This is a genomic window from Microbacterium sp. M1A1_1b, from assembly GCF_053345565.1.
In genome coordinates this window covers 326,875-347,030 of the sequence record NZ_JBKFAJ010000002.1, presented here as the reverse complement: position 1 = coordinate 347,030, position 20,156 = coordinate 326,875, and the positions used below count along the sequence as shown (strand labels likewise).

Annotated in this window: 23 protein-coding genes; 15 read left to right on the top strand and 8 right to left on the bottom strand. The window is 71.1% G+C overall.

All coding sequences use genetic code 11. The features are described 5' to 3' along the window. Window positions 1-87 precede the first annotated feature (87 nt). Window positions 88-1,035, top strand: a complete 948-nt coding sequence (locus ACLBWP_RS06240; RefSeq protein ID WP_243563076.1) for an ABC transporter ATP-binding protein — start codon at window positions 88-90, stop codon at window positions 1,033-1,035. Further along, window positions 1,032-2,249, top strand: a complete 1,218-nt coding sequence (locus tag ACLBWP_RS06235) for an ABC transporter permease (RefSeq protein WP_447654514.1) — start codon at window positions 1,032-1,034, stop codon at window positions 2,247-2,249. The genes ACLBWP_RS06240 and ACLBWP_RS06235 overlap by 4 nt, the downstream gene beginning before the upstream one ends. Here ACLBWP_RS06235 and ACLBWP_RS06230 read toward each other — a convergent pair. After that, the gene (locus ACLBWP_RS06230; RefSeq protein WP_447654513.1) at window positions 2,246-3,019 is read right to left on the bottom strand and encodes an ROK family protein; all 774 of its coding nucleotides are present in this window, start codon (window positions 3,017-3,019) and stop codon (window positions 2,246-2,248) included. The genes ACLBWP_RS06235 and ACLBWP_RS06230 overlap by 4 nt on opposite strands. Window positions 3,020-3,106: 87 nt before the next feature. Then, a complete protein-coding gene (locus ACLBWP_RS06225) occupies window positions 3,107-3,508 on the bottom strand; it encodes a hypothetical protein (protein WP_447654512.1) in 402 nt (133 codons plus the stop codon). A 133-nt stretch (window positions 3,509-3,641) separates the two neighbouring features. On the opposite strand from ACLBWP_RS06225, the gene ACLBWP_RS06220 reads away from it, so the two are divergent. Genes ACLBWP_RS06220 through ACLBWP_RS06205 form a run of 4 tightly spaced genes read left to right on the top strand, consistent with a single transcriptional unit; the run spans window position 3,642 to window position 8,544 of the window. Next, window positions 3,642-4,937, top strand: coding sequence for an ABC transporter substrate-binding protein (locus ACLBWP_RS06220; RefSeq protein WP_243563073.1), 1,296 nt, complete (start codon window positions 3,642-3,644; stop codon window positions 4,935-4,937). Window positions 4,938-4,967: 30 nt separating this feature from the next. Further along, complete coding sequence (locus ACLBWP_RS06215; RefSeq protein WP_243563072.1) at window positions 4,968-5,954, top strand: carbohydrate ABC transporter permease; 987 nt, start codon at window positions 4,968-4,970, stop codon at window positions 5,952-5,954. A 44-nt stretch (window positions 5,955-5,998) separates the two neighbouring features. Next, on the top strand, window positions 5,999-6,862 hold the full coding sequence (locus ACLBWP_RS06210) for a carbohydrate ABC transporter permease (RefSeq protein WP_243563188.1): 864 nt from the start codon (window positions 5,999-6,001) through the stop codon (window positions 6,860-6,862). Window positions 6,863-6,888: 26 nt separating this feature from the next. Further along, on the top strand, window positions 6,889-8,544 hold the full coding sequence (locus ACLBWP_RS06205; RefSeq protein ID WP_447654511.1) for a glycoside hydrolase family 13 protein: 1,656 nt from the start codon (window positions 6,889-6,891) through the stop codon (window positions 8,542-8,544). Between the two features lie 73 nt (window positions 8,545-8,617). On the opposite strand, the gene ACLBWP_RS06200 is transcribed toward ACLBWP_RS06205, so the two are convergent. The 5 genes from ACLBWP_RS06200 to pnuC form a co-directional block, all read right to left on the bottom strand. Then, complete coding sequence (locus tag ACLBWP_RS06200) at window positions 8,618-8,938, bottom strand: winged helix-turn-helix domain-containing protein (protein ID WP_447654510.1); 321 nt, start codon at window positions 8,936-8,938, stop codon at window positions 8,618-8,620. After that, window positions 8,935-9,372, bottom strand: coding sequence for a chemotaxis protein CheY (locus ACLBWP_RS06195; RefSeq protein ID WP_447654509.1), 438 nt, complete (start codon window positions 9,370-9,372; stop codon window positions 8,935-8,937). The genes ACLBWP_RS06200 and ACLBWP_RS06195 overlap by 4 nt, the downstream gene beginning before the upstream one ends. Window positions 9,373-9,456: 84 nt before the next feature. Further along, window positions 9,457-10,104 (bottom strand): TetR family transcriptional regulator C-terminal domain-containing protein, encoded by a 648-nt coding sequence (locus ACLBWP_RS06190; RefSeq protein WP_447654508.1) that lies wholly within the window; start codon window positions 10,102-10,104, stop codon window positions 9,457-9,459. A 60-nt stretch (window positions 10,105-10,164) separates the two neighbouring features. Next, on the bottom strand, window positions 10,165-10,854 hold the full coding sequence (locus ACLBWP_RS06185) for a hypothetical protein (RefSeq protein WP_447654507.1): 690 nt from the start codon (window positions 10,852-10,854) through the stop codon (window positions 10,165-10,167). Window positions 10,855-10,886: 32 nt separating this feature from the next. Further along, window positions 10,887-11,552 (bottom strand): nicotinamide riboside transporter PnuC, encoded by a 666-nt coding sequence (gene pnuC, locus ACLBWP_RS06180; protein ID WP_447654506.1) that lies wholly within the window; start codon window positions 11,550-11,552, stop codon window positions 10,887-10,889. 364 nt (window positions 11,553-11,916) lie between these two features. On the opposite strand from pnuC, the gene ACLBWP_RS06175 reads away from it, so the two are divergent. From ACLBWP_RS06175 to ACLBWP_RS06145, 7 genes are all read left to right on the top strand, one after another. Further along, window positions 11,917-12,471, top strand: coding sequence for an alternate-type signal peptide domain-containing protein (locus ACLBWP_RS06175; RefSeq protein ID WP_243563065.1), 555 nt, complete (start codon window positions 11,917-11,919; stop codon window positions 12,469-12,471). Window positions 12,472-12,553: 82 nt separating this feature from the next. Further along, window positions 12,554-13,147, top strand: coding sequence for a TasA family protein (locus tag ACLBWP_RS06170; RefSeq protein ID WP_447654505.1), 594 nt, complete (start codon window positions 12,554-12,556; stop codon window positions 13,145-13,147). Beyond that, window positions 13,144-14,025, top strand: coding sequence for a hypothetical protein (locus tag ACLBWP_RS06165; protein ID WP_447654504.1), 882 nt, complete (start codon window positions 13,144-13,146; stop codon window positions 14,023-14,025). The genes ACLBWP_RS06170 and ACLBWP_RS06165 overlap by 4 nt, the downstream gene beginning before the upstream one ends. Beyond that, a complete protein-coding gene (locus ACLBWP_RS06160; RefSeq protein ID WP_447654503.1) occupies window positions 14,022-14,657 on the top strand; it encodes a signal peptidase I in 636 nt (211 codons plus the stop codon). Before ACLBWP_RS06165 ends, ACLBWP_RS06160 begins: the two co-directional genes overlap by 4 nt. An 11-nt stretch (window positions 14,658-14,668) precedes the next feature. Then, window positions 14,669-15,196, top strand: coding sequence for a hypothetical protein (locus ACLBWP_RS06155; RefSeq protein ID WP_447654502.1), 528 nt, complete (start codon window positions 14,669-14,671; stop codon window positions 15,194-15,196). 134 nt (window positions 15,197-15,330) lie between these two features. Continuing rightward, a complete protein-coding gene (locus ACLBWP_RS06150; RefSeq protein WP_447654501.1) occupies window positions 15,331-16,863 on the top strand; it encodes a cryptochrome/photolyase family protein in 1,533 nt (510 codons plus the stop codon). Between the two features lie 42 nt (window positions 16,864-16,905). Next, window positions 16,906-17,517: a GrpB family protein gene (locus ACLBWP_RS06145; protein WP_447654500.1), complete on the top strand. Its 612-nt coding sequence runs from the start codon at window positions 16,906-16,908 to the stop codon at window positions 17,515-17,517. On the opposite strand, the gene ACLBWP_RS06140 is transcribed toward ACLBWP_RS06145, so the two are convergent. Then, on the bottom strand, window positions 17,518-17,937 hold the full coding sequence (locus ACLBWP_RS06140) for a VOC family protein (protein ID WP_447654499.1): 420 nt from the start codon (window positions 17,935-17,937) through the stop codon (window positions 17,518-17,520). It lies immediately after the preceding gene. An 85-nt stretch (window positions 17,938-18,022) separates the two neighbouring features. Between ACLBWP_RS06140 and ACLBWP_RS06135 the strand changes: the two genes are divergently transcribed. Continuing rightward, window positions 18,023-18,661, top strand: coding sequence for a hypothetical protein (locus tag ACLBWP_RS06135; protein WP_447654498.1), 639 nt, complete (start codon window positions 18,023-18,025; stop codon window positions 18,659-18,661). A gap of 89 nt (window positions 18,662-18,750) precedes the next feature. After that, window positions 18,751-20,067 (top strand): GNAT family N-acetyltransferase, encoded by a 1,317-nt coding sequence (locus ACLBWP_RS06130; RefSeq protein ID WP_447654497.1) that lies wholly within the window; start codon window positions 18,751-18,753, stop codon window positions 20,065-20,067. The last annotated feature ends 89 nt before the right edge of the window (window positions 20,068-20,156 follow it).

Sequence of the window (20,156 nt, the reverse complement as noted above, 5' to 3'; positions counted from 1 at the left end):
CCATCGTGCCCGTCGAGGGTGCAGTGCTGCTGGGAGGCCGGGGCACAAGCGCACCCGGTATGTTCGGCGCGACGAGAAGGGGGCTCCATGGCCGGGGCGAGCATCGACGTGCAGGACTTCGTGATGCGGTTCGGGGACCGCACCGTCGTGGACGGATTGTCGTTCGACGTCGCCCCCGGGGAGACCTTCGGACTGCTCGGCAGCAACGGGTCGGGCAAGACGACGACGATCCGTGCACTGCTCGGCATCACCTCGCCCACGGCCGGCTCCCTGACGATCGACGGACGTCCCTACCGCCCGGCCACCGGCGGCATCGGGTACCTGCCGGAAGAACGCGGGCTGTACCGGAAGGAGTCGGTGATCGACGTGATGACGTACTTCGCGGCGCTGCGCGGCATGCCCCGGTCGGCCGCGACGGCCTGGTCGATGGACTACCTGGCCCGCGTCGGTCTGGGCGACAAGGCGAAGCTTCGCGTCGACAAGCTGTCGGGCGGACAGCAGCAGAAGGTGCAGCTCGGCATCACGATCATGGACCGCCCGCGGCTGCTCATCCTCGACGAACCGACGAAGGGCCTCGACCCGGTCAACCGTCGACTGCTGCTCGACCTGGTCGACGAGCGCAAGGCCGACGGTGCGACGGTCGTCCTGGTCACGCACCACATGGACGAGGTCGAGCGGTTGTGCGACCGGATCCTGCTGCTCAAGGACGGCACCGCTGCCGCGTACGGCACCATCCCGGACGTGCAGGACCGCTTCGGCGGCGCGGTGGCCAAGGTCGCTCTCGACGGTGCCGTCCCACGCTCCCCGCTCTACGAGCTCGCCCGACACGAGGGACACGTCGCGTACCTGGTGCCCTCGAGCACCGCTGCGGCGGACGGCTCCGACATCCTGGCGTCGCTCGTCGCCGACGGCGTGCACGTCACGGGCTTCGAGATGCGCCGGATCCCGCTCGACGAGATCTTCGTGCAGGTGTACGGCCACGACGCCGGCGCCGACGAGGCCGCACCCGTCCCCGCATCCGGGGGCGCCCGATGACCCGCCTGGGCACCGTCATCCGGTTCGAGTTCGTCCGCGCGGTCAAGAAGCCCGCGTTCTGGATCGGCACCCTCGCGCTGCCGATCGTCATCGTCGTCGTGTCCCTGTTGGTCGGCGTGGGACAGAGCGCCGGGGCCGACTCGGTCGTGTCGAGCGCGTCCGCGACGAAGACCCCGTTCCACTACGTCGACCGCTCCGGCCTGGTGTCGGAGTCCGTCGCGGCGCGGTGGGGCGGGACACCGTCGACGGACGAGTCCGGCGACCGGGCGGACGTCGTCGCCGGACGCCTCGACGCCCTGATCGTCTTCCCGGAGACCCCGTCGAGCAGCGCGATCCAGGTGACCGCGAAGGACCGCGGCCTGTTCGGCAACGGCGGCTACTCGTCGCTGGCAGAGCGCGTGCTCGAGCAGAGCGTCGCCGCCGACGTCGACGACCCGGAGTCGGTGAGCATCCTGCGATCACCACCGACCGCCGACGTGACCGCCTACGCCGACGGCCGGGTGGCCCCGGGGTGGCTGTCGATCATCCCGCCGCTGGTGTACGTCGCCGCGTTCTTCGGGCTGGTGCTCCTGCTCGCGGCCCGCATGGTGACCGTCGTGGTCGAGGAGAAGGAGAACCGGATCTCCGAGATGATCCTGACCACGGTGACCGCTGGTGACCTGATCCGCGGCAAGGTCGTCGCGATGCTGCTGGTCGGGCTCGTGCAGATCGGGGTGTTCCTGGTGCCCGGGCTGCTGTCGCTCGTGGTCGTCGTCCCACTGCTGGCCGGGCGCATCGGACACGTCGTGGTCGACCCGTGGCGGATGGTGGTCGGCGCACTGCTGCTGATCGGTGGAGTGCTGCTCGCCTCGGCCCTGTTCGTGGCCGTCGGCGCGGCGGTGCCGACGATCAAGGACGCCTCGACCCTGCAGTCGGCGGCGATCTTCGCGCTGATCATCCCGGTCTACGCGGCGTTCTTCGTGATGACCAGCCCGAGCAGCCCGGTGGCCGCGTTCTTCACGTACTTCCCCACGTTCACCCCGATCACCGCGATGGTCCGGAACGCGGTCGGGGCGCTGTCACCGCTCGAGTCCGTGATCTGCATCGTCGAGGTGTTCGCCGTGGCCGTCGTGCTGCTGTGGTTCGCGCAGTACCTGTTCCGGCACTCGGTCGCGCAGTACGGCTCGAAGGTCACCGTCCGTCAGGTGCTGTCCTGGCGCCGGGGGCGTTCCTAGACCGCAGCGGGGGTCTCGACGGGCACGGGCTGCTGGACCGCGTCGACGACGGGCTGCCGGTGCGACGACGCACGAGCCGCTGGCAGTGCGAGCGACAGCGGGTCGTCCTGCACGACGTCCAGCGCCAGGGCGATGGCACCGTGCACGACGACGTCCGCGCCGAGCGTCGAGGCGACGATCTCCGGCACGGGGTCCAGGCTCCACTTGTGCAGCAGTGTCTGCGCGTGGTCGATCACGGCTCCGGCCGGCTGTGCGATGGCACCGGCGACGACCACGCGGTCGATGTCGAGCAGGCTCGCGAGCACGACGCACACCCGCGCCAGCCGGTCGCCGAGCTGCTCCACGACGTCGAGCGCCACGGGGTCACCGCTGCGTGCGGCGGCGAACACGGCCGCAGCGTCGGTCCGGCCGGCGCGCACGGCAGCCGCGAGCGGCGTGCCGGGGGCGATCCGGTCCTGTTGTCCGGCGGCGTCCACCAGGTCCTTCGCCGCGCGACCCAGGCCGTCGGCCGACCCGACGCCCGTGACCATGCTGAGCACACGCATCTCGCCGGCCCCGCCGTGCGAGCCGCGCAGCAGGCGGCCGTCGACGACCAGACCGGTGCCGAGACGCTCGCCCGCCAGCAGCGCGGCGAACGACGCATCGCCACGCAGGTCGCGCTCGGCGACCGCGGCGAGGTTGGCGTCGTTCTCGACGACGACGAGTCCGTGGCCGGTGACGCCGTCGAACCCCGGGTTCATCGCGGCCCAGTAGCCGCCGTCGCCAGGCAACGAGGTGCCGTCGGCGGCGACCGGTGCGGGGACGCCGATCGTGGTGACGAGGACCCGTTCGGCGGCGACGCCGGCCGATGACAGTGCTCAGGCGATGGTGTCGGACACGGTCCCCAGGCGGACGTCCACGTCGAGGTCGTCCGCGCCCGGGGTCCCTTCGGCGCGGGCCAGGACGCTTCCGCGCAGGTCCGCGACGAACACGGTGACGCGGTGCTGCCCGGCGTCGACACCGACGACCACGCCCGCACGTTCGTCGAGCCCGTAGCGCTTCGCCGGACGCCCGATGCGGTACTGCCCGACGGCGCGTGCGTCGCGGAGTTCGCGGATCCAGGCGAGCCGGACGAGTTCGTCGCAGGCGGCCAGGACGGTCGAGCGCGTGAGCCCGGTGGCGTGCATGGCGTCGGTCGCCGTGAAGGCGCGCGCGGCGAAGGCGTGGTCGAGCACCGTCTCGGTGCTCGACCCACGGGCGGTGACGCGGGTGCCGGGCATGTCGCGAGGATATCGCGCCACGCATTCCTTGCGCTATTAGATTTTCTCGCTACATTTAGTCATGCGGACGGCATCGGAGCCGGACGCGGAACCAGGACGGCAAGGACGCCGGGCCCGGTCGAACGGAGACGACGTGCAAGCACACGCCACGACACGGAAGCCTGCCGGGTTCAGTCGACGCTCCTTCCTGCTCGGAGCCGGTGGCATCGCCAGCGGTTTCGCGCTCGCCGGATGCGCGCCGATGTCCTCGTCCTCGGGCGGCACCGAGACGATCACGTTCTACGTGTCGAAGCCCGAGGTCATCGGGTACTTCGACGACGTCATCGCGAAGTTCCACAAGAGCCAGTCGAAGATCCGGGTCGTCCGCGACTCGACGTCGTCGCTGCCGGCGGACTTCGTGCGGAGCTCGCCGCCGGACCTCGGGTGCCTGAACTACAACTACGCGATGGTCTCGTTCGTCGAGCACGGCGCGCTGACCGACCTGTCCGACATGGACGAGGCCAAGGCGATCAACCCGGACCTCTGGACGCTCATGGAGCAGACGGCGTCGTACCCGGGTGAGCGGAACGCGCTGCCCTACTCGGTGACCGCCGCATCGGTGATCTACAACAAGAAGATCTTCGCCGAGCAGGGCATCGAGATCCCGACGACCTGGAGCGAGCTGACCGCCGTGTGCGAGAAGCTGCTCGCGGCGGACGTCACGCCGTTCTACAACACCTACAAGGACACCTGGACCATCGCCCAGGGCATGTTCGACTACTCGATCGGCGGCATGCTCGACGTGAAGTCGACCTTCGCAGCCCTCGAGAAGGAGGGCACCAGCGTCGGCCCGTCGTCACCCGTCTCGTTCTCGAAGGACTTCGAGGCACCGATGGGCCGCGTCGAGCAGATCGCCAAGTGGTCGAACAAGAACGCCGCCAGCCGCGCGTACGGCGACGGCAACCTGGCGTTCGCCAAGGGTGAGTCGGCCATGTACCTGCAGGGGCCGTGGGCGCTCATCGAGATCGCCAAGACGTCCCCCGACATGGACCTCGGTACCTTCCCGCTGCCGGTGACCGACGACCCGAACGACCTGAAGGTGCGGGTCAACGTCGACCTGGCGCTCTGGATCCCCAAGGCGTCGAAGAAGCAGGACGCCGCGCGCGAGTTCCTGAAGTTCCTGATGTCGTCCGAGGTGGCGGACAAGTACAACGCCGACAACAACGGCTTCGGGACCCGCAAGGACTCGCCACCGGTCGCCAACCCGACCCTCAAGGGCATGCAGCAGTACTACGACGACGCCGCGTTCTACCTCGGCACGTCGCAGCTCGTCCCCGCCGAGATCCCGGTCGCCAACTACGCGCAGACGATCGCGCTCGGTGGCGCCCCCGCTCCGCAGCTCCGCACACTCGATGCCGACTGGGCGCGCGTCGCGCGTCGGAAGGCCTGACCCGGTCTGCGGACCGAGGAGACGATCACCATGGCCATCGCCACGACGTCATCCGGCGGCAACCGCCGGAACGAACCCCGCCCCGGCAGCCCGGACTCCACCCCGGACGGCCTCCCCACGGCGAGCGCACCAGCCACACGCGCCCGTCGACCCCACTCGCACCGCATCCAGCCGGTGTTCCTGGCCTTCCTGCTGCCGACGCTCGTGGTCTTCACGCTGGCGATCACCGTGCCGGCCGTGATGGGCATCGTCCTGAGCTTCACGGACTCGGTCGGGTTCGGCGAGTTCGGGTTCACCGGGCTGACGAACTACCTGGCGATCTTCTCGGACCCCGCGATCCTCAACGCCTACCTGTTCACGATGGGCTTCTCGCTCGTCACCGTGCTCGTGGTCAACGCCCTGGCGCTGCTGCTGGCGATCGCGCTGACCAGCCGGATCCGCGCGAAGGTCGCCCTGCGTGCGGTCTTCGTGCTGCCGATGGTGATCTCGGGCATCGTCATCGCCTACGTGTTCTCGTTCCTGTTCTCGAACAGCGTGCCGGCCCTGGCGACGTCGCTCGGGTTCGCGCCGCTGGAGACGAGCATCCTGGCGAACCCCGACCTGGCGTGGGTCGCGATCGTCATCGTCACCACGTGGCAGGCCATCCCCGGCACGCTCCTGATCTACATCGCGGGCGTCCTCGCGATCCCCGGTGAGGTGTACGAGGCAGCGGCCATCGACGGAGCCTCGTCGTGGCGGCAGCTGATCTCGATCACGATGCCGCTCACCGCGGGCTACATCGTGATCAACCTGATCCTCGGGTTCAAGAACTTCCTGAACGCGTACGACATCATCGTCGGTCTGACGGCCGGCGGACCGGGGACCTCGACGACGAGCGTCGCGATGTCGATCTTCAACGGCTTCAACAGCGGTGACTACTCCTACCAGATGGCGAACGCGACGATCTTCTTCGTCATCACCGTCGTCCTCGCGCTCGTGCAGCTGCGGCTCAGCCGCGGGAAGGCCCTGTTCTCATGACGCTCCAAGCACCCCTGCAGCCCGGCACCACCCAGACCGGCAGCATGCGGTCCGTCGACGCCGACGGCACGCGTGGTCGGCGGTCGAAGAACGGCGGCTGGAACTGGCCGCTGACGATCATCCTGGCGGTCTGCACGCTGACCGTGCTGGTCCCGCTGTACGTCACCGTCGTGATGGCGTTCAAGACGACCGGTCAGGCGCTCGACGGCAACGCATTCTCGCTGCCGGCTCCGTTCAGCGTCGACGGGTTCGTGCAGGCATGGAAACTGACCGACTTCCCCCGTGCGTTCGGGGTGTCGGTGTTCGTCGCCGCGATCTCGGTGTCGGGCACGATCCTGCTCGCCTCGTTCGCCGCGTACGCGATCTCGCACAACTGGCAGCACCGGCTGTTCCGCTGGTCGTTCTTCTACCTGCTGGCGGCGATGTTCCTGCCGTTCCCGGTGCTCGCGCTGTCGCAGGTGAAGCTGACGGGCATGGTCGGGCTCGACAACCCGCTCGGCGTCGCGATCCTGCACGTCATGTTCCAGCTGTCGTTCAGCGTGTTGCTGTTCACGGCGTTCCTGCGGTCGATCCCGGGTGAGCTCGAGGAGAGCGCCCGCATCGACGGTGCGAGTGTCGGCCAGGTCTTCTGGCGGCTGCTGTTCCCGCTGCTCGCGCCGATGAGCGCCACGGTCGGCATCTTCGCCTTCCTGGCGTCGTGGAACGACTACATGATGCCGGCGCTGATCACGGCGAACCCGGCGCTCCAGACCCTGCCGGTGCTGCAGCAGATCTTCCAGAGCCAGTTCAGCAACAACTACAACGTGTCTTTCGCTTCGTACCTGATGGCCATGGCCCCGTCGATCATCGTCTACGTGCTCACGCAGCGCTGGGTGATGTCCGGCGTGACCCAGGGCGCCATCAAGTGACGATCCGGACCGACGAGAGGACCCCCATGACGGACACCCTGACCTCCCCCGACCGCACCGGCATCGACGAGACCTGGTGGCGCCAGGCCAGCGTCTACCAGATCTACCCCCGGTCCTTCGCGGACGCGAACGGCGACGGCATCGGCGACCTGCCCGGGATCACCGAGCGGGTGCCGTACCTGGCGTCCCTCGGCATCGAGGCCGTCTGGCTCAGCCCGTTCTACCCGTCGGCACTGGCGGACGGCGGCTACGACGTCGACGACTACCGTGACGTCGACCCGAGGCTCGGCACCCTGGACGACTTCGACGCCATGGTGTCGGCGCTGCACGCTGCCGGCATCCGGGTGATCGTCGACATCGTGCCGAACCACACGAGCGACCGGCACGCCTGGTTCCGTCAGGCGCTCGCCAGCCCGGCGGGCTCCCCCGAGCGCGACCGCTACGTGTTCCGTGACGGCACCGGCGAGCACGGCGAGCAGGCACCCGCGGACTGGGTGTCGATCTTCGGCGGTCCGGCCTGGACCGCCGTGGGCGACGGCCAGTGGTACCTGCACAGCTTCGCGACGGAGCAGCCGGACCTGAACTGGGCGAACCGCCAGGTCCGCGACGACTTCCTGCACACGCTGCGGTTCTGGTCGGACCGCGGGGTCGACGGCTTCCGGATCGACGTCGCGCACGGGCTGTCGAAGGACCTCGGCGACGTGCTGCCGACCTGGGCCGAGCTGTCCGCGATGCCGAAGGACGGGTCGCACCCGCTGTGGGACCGCGACGACGTGCACGAGATCTACGCGGAGTGGCGCCAGGTGTTCGACGAGTACACCCCGGCCCGCACCGCGGTCGCCGAGGCGTGGGTCGCCGCCGACCGCCGCGCCCGCTACGCCAGCGCCGAGGGGCTCGGGCAGGCGTTCAACTTCGACCTGCTCGAAGCCGACTTCGACGCCGGCGCGTTCCGCAGCATCATCGAGTTCAACCTCGGGCTCGCCGAGCAGTCCGGCTCGTCGACGACCTGGGTGTTCTCCAACCACGACGTCGTCCGGCACGCCACCCGGTACGCCCTGCCGCCCAGCACGGGCGACGAGAAGCAGGGCGGCGCCTGGCTGCTGGCCGGTGGGTCGCAGGACGTGCTCGACCAGCAGCTCGGCCTGCGCCGTGCCCGCGCGGCCACCCTGCTCGAGCTCGCCCTGCCCGGGTCGGCGTACCTGTACCAGGGCGAGGAGCTCGGGCTGCAGGAGGTCGGGGACATCCCGGACGCTGAACGCCAGGACCCGGCGTTCTTCCGGAACCCGGGCGTCGACGTCGGCCGCGACGGCTGCCGCGTCCCGCTCCCCTGGACCCGGTCCGGTCCGAGCTTCGGCTTCGGCACCGGCGGCGCGCACCTGCCGCAGCCGGCGTGGTTCGGTGACTGCAGTGTCGAGGCCGAGGACACCGACCCCGGCTCCACACTGAACCTGTACCGCAAGGCGCTCGGCCTGCGTGGACAGCTGCAGTCCGAGGAACACCTGGAGTGGCTCGAGACCGGCCGCGACGACGTACTGGCCTTCCGCCGTCCGAACGGGTGGACGAGCGTGACGGTCTTCACCGACGTGCCCTACGACCTGCCGGCCGGCGAGCTCCTGCTCGCCTCGGCGCCGGTGGCAGACGGCGCCCTGACGGGTGTGGGGACGGTCTGGTTGCGCGCGTAGCAACGCGACCAGATGACGGACTGGAGGCTCGGTGCAGGCAGGCACCGGGCCTCCAGTCCGTCTCGGCGCGCGCTCAGAGCGCCGCGTCGCCCCCCGCGATCTGACGGAGCGCGTCCAGGTGCGCGCGCCAGGCGGCGCGCCCTGTGCGTGTCAGGGTCAGCGAAGTGCGCGGTGTCTTGCCCACGAAGGCCTTGCCGACGGCGACGTACCCGGCGGCCTCGAGCGTCGTGACCTGCTTGCTGAGCGCCGAGTCGGTGATCTCGACGGCATCGCGGACCTCGCGGAAGCCGAGGGTGCCCGCTCGGTCGAGCGCCGCCATGACCGAGAACCGCACGGCGTTCTGCAACACGTCGTCGAGCCGGTGCCGCGGGTGGGTCCCCTGCGACACGGTCACGACCGCGACTCCCACGCGGCGCAGGCCAGCGCGACGACCAAGACCAGCCCCGACGTGATGCCGGACCACAGGACCGATCCGTGCACCCAGGCCACGACCGCGATCGCCGCACAGTAGGTCACCGTCCAGCTCGCCATGTAGACGGTCCAGCGGCGGCTGCGTGCAAAGGCGGATCGTCCCCGGATCGCGATGAGGAAGCACAGCATCAGGGCGAACACCGCAGCGAGCGTGCCGACGTAGACGGCCGCGAAGGCGGTCCCCGTGGTGAGTCCCATCGCGAGCGTGCCGAGCGCCGTCGACACGCCGAGTGCGGTGATGAAGCCGACGTACGGCCAGCGCACGGCGTCGTGCGCGCGACGACTGGTGCGGTCGGCGTTCTCGAGCAGCGCTCGTGCCTCGGTCGGACCGATGCTGCTGGTGGCGGTGTCGTCCATGGTGTCCCCTCTCGGAGACTCCATCATCGCAACTACTTTCCAGTTTGGCAAGTGGTTGCCAGACCGGGCGCGCCGTCAGCCGGGTCAGACGGGCAGGATCGGCGAGGTCGGGACGGCGTCGAGGTCCCAGGCCTGGACGGGCCGCGGACGGCGCCAGGCCGCACGAAGACCACGGACGGCTTCGTCCCACTCGGCGAGCACGTCGATGCCGGGGCGGACGAGCAGCTGGATCTGGAAGCCCTCGTACAGGGCAAGCAGCTGGGTGGCCGCCCGCTCGGGCGCGATCACCGACGTCTCGACGCCGGCATCGAAGTCGCGGCGCAGGGCGGTGGCGAGCTGGGTCGCGTAGTCCTCGTAGCGCTTGCGGAACAGCTCGGCGAAGCTCGTCTCGGCACCGGCGATGTTGATCACGCCGGCCAGCACCCGCACCAGACCGGGGTCGGCGATGTCCTCAGCCAGGGTCATCCGGACGTGCTCGATGGCGCAGGTGGGCTTCCGTCGACGGGTCGAGCCCCGCAGCTGCGTCCAGTAGTCGTACGTCACCAGCAGCAGCGCGTCCCACGACGGGAACGCCCGGGTGACCACGTCGACCGGCACGCCCGCGACCTCGGCGACCACGGCGGCATCGACGTCCGTGAAGGCGTACATGCGGTAGGCGCGGATGGCGGCCCGGGTCAGGCGCTCCGCGATCGTCTGTTCTTCGACGATCGTGTCGTCAGTGAGGGTGTCCACTCTGTGATCTCACCGCATGCCGCTCGGTTTGTCGCGTCCCAGACCGGGGGGGGTCACCACTCACTGGTCGGGCAGGACGACCTTCGACCCGCGCGGCTCGGTGTTCCGTACGGGCAGCGGTGGCGTCGGTTCCACCGCCAGCGTCATGGCGACCCGCCGTCGGGTGAGCTCGGCGCGGCCCAGCCAGGTGATCGTCGCGGCCGCGGTGCCACCCTGCAGCAGGCCGAACACCACCGGCACCAGCACGGGGACCAGCCCGTCGGTCGAGGCGAACTCGACGGCGATCACGCCGATGCAGGCGGCGAACCAGCCCGTCGGGATCCACCGCAGACGATCGATGCTCGCGATCGCCGGCTCGACGCTGCGGTCCGCGCGGTCGAGCACGGCGTCACGGTCCTCGGGGTCGAGCGCGGGCGGCCGGGCGGTGAACTGCGCGCCGATCCGCTCGTCGCGGCGCCATCCCCCGGGGAGTGGCGAGAACGGCTGCGCCTGCAGCTTCCGGCTGGTTCGGAGGAACGTGGCGACGAGGCACCCGATCGCCGCCGCGAACGCCACCGCGGCGCCGACGGCCGCCGGCTCGGACACCCCGGTCCAGTCCCACAGCAGCTGCGTGACCACGACGGCTGCGCCCGCGACCGTTGCGACGATCCCGCTCACGACCGTACGACGTCGGACCCGCACGGGGTCGAGGAACTCGGACCGACGGGCGCGGTACACCCGCCACCCGGTGACGAACGCGCCATCGCTCATCAGCCCATCCTGCTCCGGTGCAGCCTGTGGGGTCAGCCGACCGTCACCGGCGCGGCCGAGGGCTTCGTCCGCTGCTGCATCCAGACGAAGAACCCGGTCAGCGTGAAGACGCCGTAGACCACGTACATCAGTCCAGAGGCGTAGTAGCCGGCCGAGAACAGCAGCGGGACGCCGACCAGGTCGACCGCGACCCAGACGAGCCAGAACTCGACCCATCCCTTCGCCATGCCGTACGTCGCCAGCAGCGAACCGACGAAGATCCACGCGTCGCTCCACACCGGCTCGTAGGACCCGAGGGCCCGGAACAGCGGCGTCAGCAGGGCGGTGCCGCCCACCAGCGCGACAGCCAGCAACGCGCGGGCCCGCCAGGAGGCCCAGTGCGGGTCGATCACGGTGGTCGCCTCGGCAGGACGATGCGTCCACCGGTACCAGCCGTAGACGCTGACGACCACGAACACCACCTGACGGCCGGCCTGGCCGAGCAGGTTCACCGGGTTCGGGGTGTCGAAGAGCGCACCCATGAAGACCGTGAAGAGCAGGACGTTGCCGACGATGCCGACGGGCCAGGCCCAGATCCGGCGACGCATGCCACCGAGCGCGCTGAGCAGGCCGAAGACGTTGCCGATCACCTCGCGCCAGAGCACCGTCTGGTCACCGATGACGATCTGCGCGTCGAACAACCACCGCACGATGCCCATCCGGGTCCTCCTCGTTCCGTGGCCTGCAACCGGTCGCACCGTGCGCCCATTCCTGGAGCACGGCCACCAGACCGGGGTACAGATCGTGTCCGCACTCTCGGGGACGAAAATGACCCCTGTTTTGGGTCCATGAAAAAGCATGGATCGTGTTGTCGGCCGTTTGGGGGACCTGTACCGTCGATCTCAGGAGCGACCCAGCCCGCCCGAGCGCCCCCTGCTCCGGAGCCCGGCGGTCCTCCCCGGCACCGGTCAGCCGCGACCCGTCGTTCCACGGGCTCGACAGACACCGTCCCACCGGCACCTCGACCCGAACCATCGTGCCGCTGGCTCGAAGCGCGCTCCCCTGCGCGGAAACGGACACTCCTTGCACAAGATCATCACCGGAACCATCGCCGGCGCTGCCGGCGTCGCACTGCTCCTGGGCGGCGCTGGCACGTTCGCCCTGTGGAACGCCAACGCCTCCACCGCCGCGACCGCGGTCAGCTCCGGCACCCTGACGCTGAGCGCCGCGAACGACGGCGTCTGGACGGACGTCACGAACGGCCGCTCCGCCACGATCAACCCGGCCAGCGTGCTGATGGTGCCGGGCAACAAGTACCAGTTCACGCAGACCCTCAACATCGGGGCGACCGGCCAGGACCTCAAGGCGAACCTGACCTACGCCACCCAGAGCATCACCGGCGACGCGGCCCTGGTCGCGGCGACGACGAAGACCCTGTCGGTGACCTCGGCGAGCACGTCGGTCGTGCAGTCCACGTCGAACGCCAACACCTTCGTCGTGTCACCCTCGACCGCGACCTCGGCCGTCAAGGTCCTGTTCACGATCGAGCTGCCGTCGTCCGCGACCACCGGGCAGAACGGCACCGTCAACGTCGGCGCGCTCGCCTTCACGCTGACGCAGACCGCGATCGGCTCCTGACCCCCGGCGCGGTCGGTCCCTGATCCGCCGACCGCGCCGGTCCCACCACCGTCGACCACGATGCACCGGGGGGTGAACGAGGATGACCCGCACCACGACGACGCACGGCCGCCACCGCGCGGCCCGACGCCACCGTTGGCTGCTGCCCTCGGCACTCGTGCTGGTGGCAGGCGTCCTGCTGTCGCTGCTCGGCACCGGCGGCACCTACGCGCTCTGGAACGCCGCAGCCAGCACCCGGGCCGCGACGGTCAAGTCGGGCACCGCGACGCTGACGGTCGGCCAACTGTCGGCGATGAACACCACGGTGATCGGTCCGGGGTCGAGCACCGTCGGCTCGTTCACCGTGAAGAACACCGGCACGGTCCCCCTGTCGCTCCGCGTGACGACCACGGCGACCACGGTCTCGTCCGCCGGCACCACCGACGCCGTCGTGCTCGGTGCGCAGACCCTGAAGACCACCGGCGTCGCGTCGGCGTCGGCGTGCCGTGCCGGACTGGGCGGCACGAGCGGACCCCTCGCGTCGTTCGACACCGGCAGTGGTTGGTCCACCCTCGCCGCGGGGGCGAGCAGCACCGCGTGCGTCGAGGTCGCACTGGCCCAGAACGCCCCGCAGAGCGTGGCCGGTGCCGTCACCTCGTTCACCCTCACTGTGACCGGGACGCAGGTGGCGCCGTGACCCGCCGGCTGCGCATCGCCCTCGCGCTCGTGCTCAGCGCGACCTTCGTCGTCGGTGGCTCGAGTGCGGCGTGGGCACTCTGGACCTCCAGCGCCGGAACGACGTCGAGCACCACGATCGGCACGCTGACCGCCGGCATCAGCGGGACCGACGCGATGACCGTGACGTTCTCGGACTCCGGGCCCGCGATGACGAAGCCCGTCACGCTGACGAACACCGGCACCCTCGCCGGCACCACCACGACCACGGTGTCCACGACTGCCGGCAGCTCCGCCGCCCTGGCGCAGGCGGTCGACGTCGTCGCTTGGCCGGTGGCCTCCACCACCGCGTGCACGAGCAGCACCGCCGTCGGCACCGGATCGGTGACCGGCACCTGGGCGTCGCTGCCGAGCATGACGTCGTCCCTGGCGGCCGGTGCGAGCGCCGTGTGGTGCACGCGGAGCACCCCGCGGGCGTCGGCCCCGGCGGCGGCCACCGCGAACGTCGTCATCGGCCTGTCGACGAGCGCGGGCAGCTGGCGGTCCTCGACGGTCACGGGCGGCTTCACGCTGACCACGTCCGCGGCCGCCGCGGCGCTGACCTGCACCGACCACAGCAACAACTACGTCGACGTCCGGTGGCCCGACTCGTCCCGCCCCGCCGACACCTGGTACGCCGCGTACGTGAACGGCACGATGGTCGGCTCGCGGGCGCAGATGTACTCCGGGTTCATCACGCTCGCCCCGCAGGACCTGGCCGCCGCCGCGACGACCGGCACCCAGACGGTCGTGGTCAAGGCGCTCGACAGCAACGGGAACCCGACCACCACGGTCGCCGGCAGCGGCACGGTCACGCTGTTCACGCAGAACAACGGACCGTCCATCCGGTGCGGCGCATGACGTCGGGTGGCGCGGCGCCGCGGACCGGGTGGCGAGCGGTCCTGCACGCAGTCCTGCTCGGCCTGAGCACCGGGATGCTGCTGATCGTGGCAGGGCTGGCCGTGGTGCTCATCGTCGTGCCGAAGGCGAGCGGCTCGACACCGCTCACGGTCCTGACGCAGTCGATGGAGCCCTCGCTGCCCCCGGGCACGCTGCTCGTCGTCCGCCCCACCCCGATCGACGACATCCGCGTCGGCGACGTCATGACGTACCAGATCGTGTCCGGACAGCCGGCCGTGATCAGCCACCGCGTGGTGTCGATCGCGTCGTCGTCGGACGGCTCGCGGACCTTCGTCGTCAAGGGCGACGCCAACGCCCGCGCCGATGCCCCCGTCGCAGCCGTCCAGGTGCGCGGCGTCGTCTGGTACAGCGTCCCCCGGGTCGGGTACGTCAACCAGGTGGTCAACGGCTCGCGGGGCTGGCTCGTCCCCCTGGTGGCCGCGATCCTCATCAACGCCGGCGCCGTGATGGTGACGAGCGGGACGGTGTCCGCCGTCCGTCGGCGCCGCGCGGGTCGTCGTCACGGACGTCGACGGGCACCCGGGCGGGCACCTACCCGGTCGGCTGCGCGGGCGACCGGCCCGCGCGTCTAGGCTCGGTCCACGTGACGGACGGTGTGGCCAGGACGCGGGAGCTGCTCGACGACGCGGCCAGGACGCTGCGGGCCGCGAACGTCCCCGACGAGGCGCTCGGCGAGTACGTCGTGCCGAAGCCGGTGCTCGGGATCCGCCGCGAGGCGACCATGCGCTCGCTCGGCCGAGTGTGGCGGGTCGGGGCCCTGCTGATCGGGTCCTCGCTCGAGACCGGCGGCCGCGTCTGGGCGACCGGCACGATCACCCGCGTGACCGACCCCGGACGCGCGCAGTTCCAGTCGGTTTCCATGGAGACCCGTCGGGCCTACCGGGCCGCCGCGGTGCGCGGGCACTTCGATGCGGGCGACACGGTCAACCACGGTGCCGTCCCGATCCCGCTCGACGACGGACTCGTCGGCAGCGACGGCGTGCTGTTCGTCGACGGGGACGTGCCGATGGTCCGCTGGTCCCCCACTGCGGCGACCGCGGTGCCGCTGGCCGACTACCTGGCCGACCGCGTCGGCCTGCTCGTCGACCCACCCGCCGGCGCGACGGACTGATCACCTGACCGCCTGCGCGCCGCGAGCAGCGGTGCGGCGGCGACCCGGGCCTCCAGTCCGGTCCCGGCGTGCGCCCAGCGCGCCCGGCGGCCACCGACGGACACGGCCCCCGGCGCTCGCGTAGCGTCCCGGGGGTGACCGATGCCCGACGCACCCGCCTGGTCCTGCCCGGGCAGTACGGCCCGCAGTTCGACGACGGCGGGCCGATGCTCGTGGTCGAGGCCGGCGAGTTCTTCACCGCCCGACCGATGCACCGGGCCAAGGCGCACCTCTGGCTGAGCGCCCTGCGACACCGTGTGCGCGAGCTCGGTGACCGGGCGGAACACGTGCGCGTCGACCAGTTGCGCGATGCCCTGGTCGGGCGGGACGACCTGGAGGCGATCGACCCGCCCTCGCGTCGGTTGCGCGGACAGGTCCGGCACTGGGGCCACGAGACGCGGATCCTGCCGAGCCGCGGCTTCGTGACGAGCGAGGACGAGTTCGGCGCGTGGGCCTCGGGGCGTGGCGACCGGTTCCTGATGGAGACGTTCTACGAGCAGGTCCGGCGGCGCGAAGGCTGGCTGATGGACCGGGACGCACCGGTCGGCGGGCAGTTCAGCCACGACGCCGACAACCGGCAGCCCCCGCCGAAGGGCGCGACGACGCTCGGGCTGCCCGACCCGTGGTGGCCGACCGAGGACGACGTCGACGCCGAGGTCCGCGACGACCTGGACCGGTGGGAGCGGGACGGTGTCGCGCAGTTCGTCGGGAAGGACGACCGACGGCGGTTCGCGGTCACCGCTGCCGAGGCCGACGCGGCCCTGGCCGACTTCGTCGAGGTGCGGCTGGGCGACTTCGGCCCCTACGAGGACGCCGTGCTGACGAACGACTGGACGATGGCGCACTCGCTGCTGAGCGTGCCGATGAACCTCGGGGTGCTCGACCCCCGCTCGGCGATCGCGGCTGCGGTGGCCGCCTACCAGGACCAGGCCGCGCCGCTCGCCAGCGTCGAGGGGTTCGTCCGGCAGGTCGCCGGGTGGCGGGACTACGTCTGGCACCTGTACTGGTGGTTCGGCGAGGAGTACGGGGCGGATGCTGCGCCGCTGGGGGCACGTTCGGGGTCGGGTTCCGGTCCCGGTGCGGGTTCCGGTTCCGGTCCCACTTCCGGTTCGCGGCTGCCGCGCTGGTGGCGGGAGCTCGATGCGTCCCAGGTCGAGGCGGTCTGCCTGTCCACCGCGATCGACGGTGTCGCCGAGCACGGCTGGGCGCACCACATCCAGCGCCTGATGGTCCTGGGCAACTGGGCCCTGCAGCGCGGGTACGACCCCGTCCAGCTGACCGAGTGGTTCACCGACGTGTTCGTCGACGGCACCGACTGGGTGATGCCGGCCAACGTCATCGGGATGTCCCAGCACGCCGACGGCGGGCGGGTCGCCACGAAGCCGTACGCCGCCGGTGGCCGCTACATCGACCGGATGACCGACCACTGCGGCGGCTGCCGGTTCGACCCGACCAAGCGGCTCGGCGACGACGCGTGTCCCTTCACCGCGGGCTACTGGGCGTTCCTGGACCGCGCGGAGCCCGAGCTGCGCGGGAACCAGCGGATGATGCGGCCGCTGCAGCAGCTGCGCGGGCTGGCGGACCGCGAACAGGTCGTCGCCCAGGAGGCCCGGCGTCGGATGCCGTGAGGGCGGCGGCCCGGCGCGTGGTGGCACCGGCATGATGGGTGCGTGGTCCTGCATCCCCTGTGGCGTCCGTTCTCCCCCGACAGCAACGCTGCGCGGCAGGCGGAGCGGGTGGCGTTCCGGCAGACGGAACCCGGCCCGCTGCAGGAGCACGACCCGGGATGGGCCTCCGCGTACCTGGTCGTCCGCGCGGCGGTCCGCGCGGCCCTCGGCGACGACTGCCGGATCACCCACGTCGGGTCCACCGCGGTGCCGGGGATGCTCGCGAAACCGGTCATCGACGTCGACCTGCTCGTGCGGGACGTGGTGGACGAGGGCGCCTGGCTCCCCGGGCTCGAGGCGGTCGGCTTCCGGCTGCTGTTCCGTGACGAGCTCGGGGGCGCTCCGCACCGGCAGCTGAGCTTCGCCGAGCCGAACGCGAACCTGCACGTGTTCCCGCCCGACGCTGTCGAGCCCCGGCGGCACCGGGTGTTCGTCGACTGGCTCCGGGCGCACCCGTCGGACCGGTCGGCGTACGCGGCGGCGAAGCGCGCGGCGGCCGACGGCACGGGGGTGCTGCGCTACAACGACGCGAAGGCGGCGGTCGTGTACGACGTGTACGAGCGGGTCTTCGCTGCGGACCCCGCGCACCAGCACGACCCGCAGCCGCGGGTGTGATCAGGCGTCGGCGGACGCTTCGGGCTTCATCCAGAACGGCGACCAGTGGTACCCGTCCGGGTCGTCGAACTGGCGCTGGTACATGAAGGGGTAGTCGTCGGTGTCGCCGATCCGACCGCCGGCCGCCCCGGCACGCTCGACCAGCTCGTCGACGGCCGCCTGGCTGTCGAGGTCGAACGACACCGTCACCTTCGACGGCGTGCTCGGGCCACCGATCAGTTCCTCGACGCCGCCGACGCTGGCGTACATCTCGCGGCTGGCGAGCATGACCGACTGGGCGCCGGTCTGCTGCGCCGGTCCGATCGTGAAGCACGCGACGCCGTCGTTGGACATCGCGACGTCGTGGGTCCAGCCGAGCGCGGTGTAGAAGGCGGTCGCGCGCTCGACGCTCTCGACCGGGCAGGTGATGAAGAGGCTCATGGCGCGATGGTCCTCGCCTGCGGCAGGGCGGTCAAGGTCCCCTTGCTCCGAACCACCGTGGGAGGCGCGTGGCAGGCTCTCGACCATGGGCAACTGGCGCAGGACCCTCGGCCTCCTGGTGGCGGTCCAGGCGGTCGCGCTGGCGGCCGTTGCCCTGATCGGTGCCCGTGCCACGCGGGCGGTGACCGTGACACTCGACGGTCGCGACCCCGTGACGCTCTCGCACGTGGACGTGGGACTCGCGATGGTCGTCGTGATCGCCCTGCTGGCCGTGGGTTGGGTACTGCCCCCGCGTCCGGGCGGCGCCGTCGACCCGCTGCTGACCACGCCGGTGACCGTGTTCGTGATCGCGCAGTTGAACGGCGTGCGTGACGTCGGCGCCCTGGTCGGCATCTACGCGCTCGCCTCGGCCGGTGTGCTGTTCGCGGTCGTGCAGCACCGGGACGACCGACTTCGGCCACCGGGCGGCGACGGGTCACGCGTGCCGCTCAGCCTCGGTTCGGCGGTCGGGATCGTGCCGTGGGGCATCATCGCGTTCCACCAGGTGGGCGCGGGCGTCGTCGGGCATCCGCTGCCGGGCATCGTCGTGGTGACCACGTTGGTCGCACTCGCGGGGGCGATCGCCGAGTTCGTCGCCACGTGGCGGCACCGGCCGGTGGCGGCGGCGGTGCTGCGGACCGTCGGCATGTCGGTCGTCGCCTGGCTGGTGGTCGTCGGGCTCTGAGCATCCGGCCGTTCGTGTCGCTGCGGTGGAGCCGTGGGCTTCGGCGCCACGCTCTGACTGACCGCGCGGCCCACCGGTAGGGTCGGCACGTGGCACCCATCAACGACGAGTTCACCGACCGCTTCGACCTGCGCGAGTTCACCCCCGGCACCGACGCCGACGGCGCTCCCGACGCCCGGACCGCCCCGTGGATGGAGGCCGTGGGCCTCGGCTTCCACGAGGCATCCGCTTCGCCGGAGCTGGCCGCGCGGATGGCATCGCACTTCATCGCCGACAACGAGACCTTCCTGGGTGTCCACGTCAAGGACCCGCTCCCCGGGTCCGTCGACGAGACCTGGCCCGCCGGCACCTTCACCTGGTTCCGCAAGGCACTGAGCTGGGGCGACGGGTCGTCCGTCGACACGCAGGCCATCTCCGCGGTCACGGTCCGGCCGACCGAGCGCCGTCGGGGCATCCTGCGCGCGATGATGACCCACGCGCTGCAGCGCGGTGTCGACGAGGGCTACGCAATGGCCTCGCTCACCGCGTCCGAGGGCACGATCTACCGACGCTTCGGTTTCGGCTGCGCCATCCGCGAGCGCGCCGTCAGCGTGCGCCGCAACCGGTCACTGCCCTTCGTCGCGCCGACCTCGGGCATCGTGACCGTCGTGCCCACCACCTGGCTGGCCGACGGCGTCGGCAAGGACGTCTTCGCACGGTTCCACGAACGCACGCCGGGGTCGATGATCCGGAACACCGGCACGTGGCCCGTCGTGTTCGGCGAGTACGGCCCGGACGGCGAGAAGGCGAAGGGCGTGCGCGCCGCGGTCCACCGTGCCTCGGCGTCGGACGACGTCGACGGCTACGTCACCTGGCGCGTCGAGGAGGGCGACGAGACCACGGTCAAGATCATCGACCTGGTGTACGCAACCGATCAGGCCTACCTGTCGCTGTGGGAGTTCCTGCTGTCGATCGACCTGAACGACGTCGTCAAGTACAACCGTTCGCGGCTCGACGACCCGATCGTCGCGGCGCTCGGCGACAACCGTGCGTACGACGTCGACCACGAGGAGGACCACGTCTGGCTGCGCGTGCTCGACGTCGCGGCGACGCTGTCCTCGCGGCCGTACGCGGTCGACGGCTCGCTCGTGCTGGGGGTGTCCGACGCGCTCGGGCACGCCACGGGGACCTACCGACTCGACGTGGTGTCCGGTGTGGGCACCGTGACGCGGGAGTCGGAGGCGGCCGATGCTCCGTCCGACGTGCAGCTCGACGTCGCCGAGCTCGGCGCGCTGCTGCTCGGGTCGGTGTCCCCGGTGACGCTGGCTGCCGCGGGGCTGCTGCGTGCGTCGGACCCGGCGGTGCCGGTGCTGCTGCGTGCGATGTTGCTGCCGGCGCGGACCCCGCACGGCATCACGTACTTCTGACGCGTGCCGCGTGCCGCGTGCCGCGTGCCGCGTGGCCCGTCGGGCCTCGTGAAACGCGAGAACGGGCCGTCCGCAGTGGACGGCCCGTT

Excerpts from the sequence above, each read along its gene's own strand:
- ACLBWP_RS06240 (WP_243563076.1), top strand. The coding sequence starts at position 88 with ATGGCCGGGGCGAGCATCGACGTGCAGGACTTCGTGATGCGGTTCGGG.
- ACLBWP_RS06235 (WP_447654514.1), top strand. The coding sequence starts at position 1,032 with ATGACCCGCCTGGGCACCGTCATCCGGTTCGAGTTCGTCCGCGCGGTC.
- ACLBWP_RS06225 (WP_447654512.1), bottom strand. The coding sequence starts at position 3,508 with ATGCCCGGCACCCGCGTCACCGCCCGTGGGTCGAGCACCGAGACGGTG.
- ACLBWP_RS06215 (WP_243563072.1), top strand. The coding sequence starts at position 4,968 with ATGGCCATCGCCACGACGTCATCCGGCGGCAACCGCCGGAACGAACCC.
- ACLBWP_RS06210 (WP_243563188.1), top strand. The coding sequence starts at position 5,999 with ATGCGGTCCGTCGACGCCGACGGCACGCGTGGTCGGCGGTCGAAGAAC.
- ACLBWP_RS06205 (WP_447654511.1), top strand. The coding sequence starts at position 6,889 with ATGACGGACACCCTGACCTCCCCCGACCGCACCGGCATCGACGAGACC.
- ACLBWP_RS06195 (WP_447654509.1), bottom strand. The coding sequence starts at position 9,372 with ATGGACGACACCGCCACCAGCAGCATCGGTCCGACCGAGGCACGAGCG.
- ACLBWP_RS06185 (WP_447654507.1), bottom strand. The coding sequence starts at position 10,854 with ATGAGCGATGGCGCGTTCGTCACCGGGTGGCGGGTGTACCGCGCCCGT.
- pnuC (WP_447654506.1), bottom strand. The coding sequence starts at position 11,552 with ATGGGCATCGTGCGGTGGTTGTTCGACGCGCAGATCGTCATCGGTGAC.
- ACLBWP_RS06170 (WP_447654505.1), top strand. The coding sequence starts at position 12,554 with ATGACCCGCACCACGACGACGCACGGCCGCCACCGCGCGGCCCGACGC.
- ACLBWP_RS06160 (WP_447654503.1), top strand. The coding sequence starts at position 14,022 with ATGACGTCGGGTGGCGCGGCGCCGCGGACCGGGTGGCGAGCGGTCCTG.
- ACLBWP_RS06140 (WP_447654499.1), bottom strand. The coding sequence starts at position 17,937 with ATGAGCCTCTTCATCACCTGCCCGGTCGAGAGCGTCGAGCGCGCGACC.
- ACLBWP_RS06135 (WP_447654498.1), top strand. The coding sequence starts at position 18,023 with ATGGGCAACTGGCGCAGGACCCTCGGCCTCCTGGTGGCGGTCCAGGCG.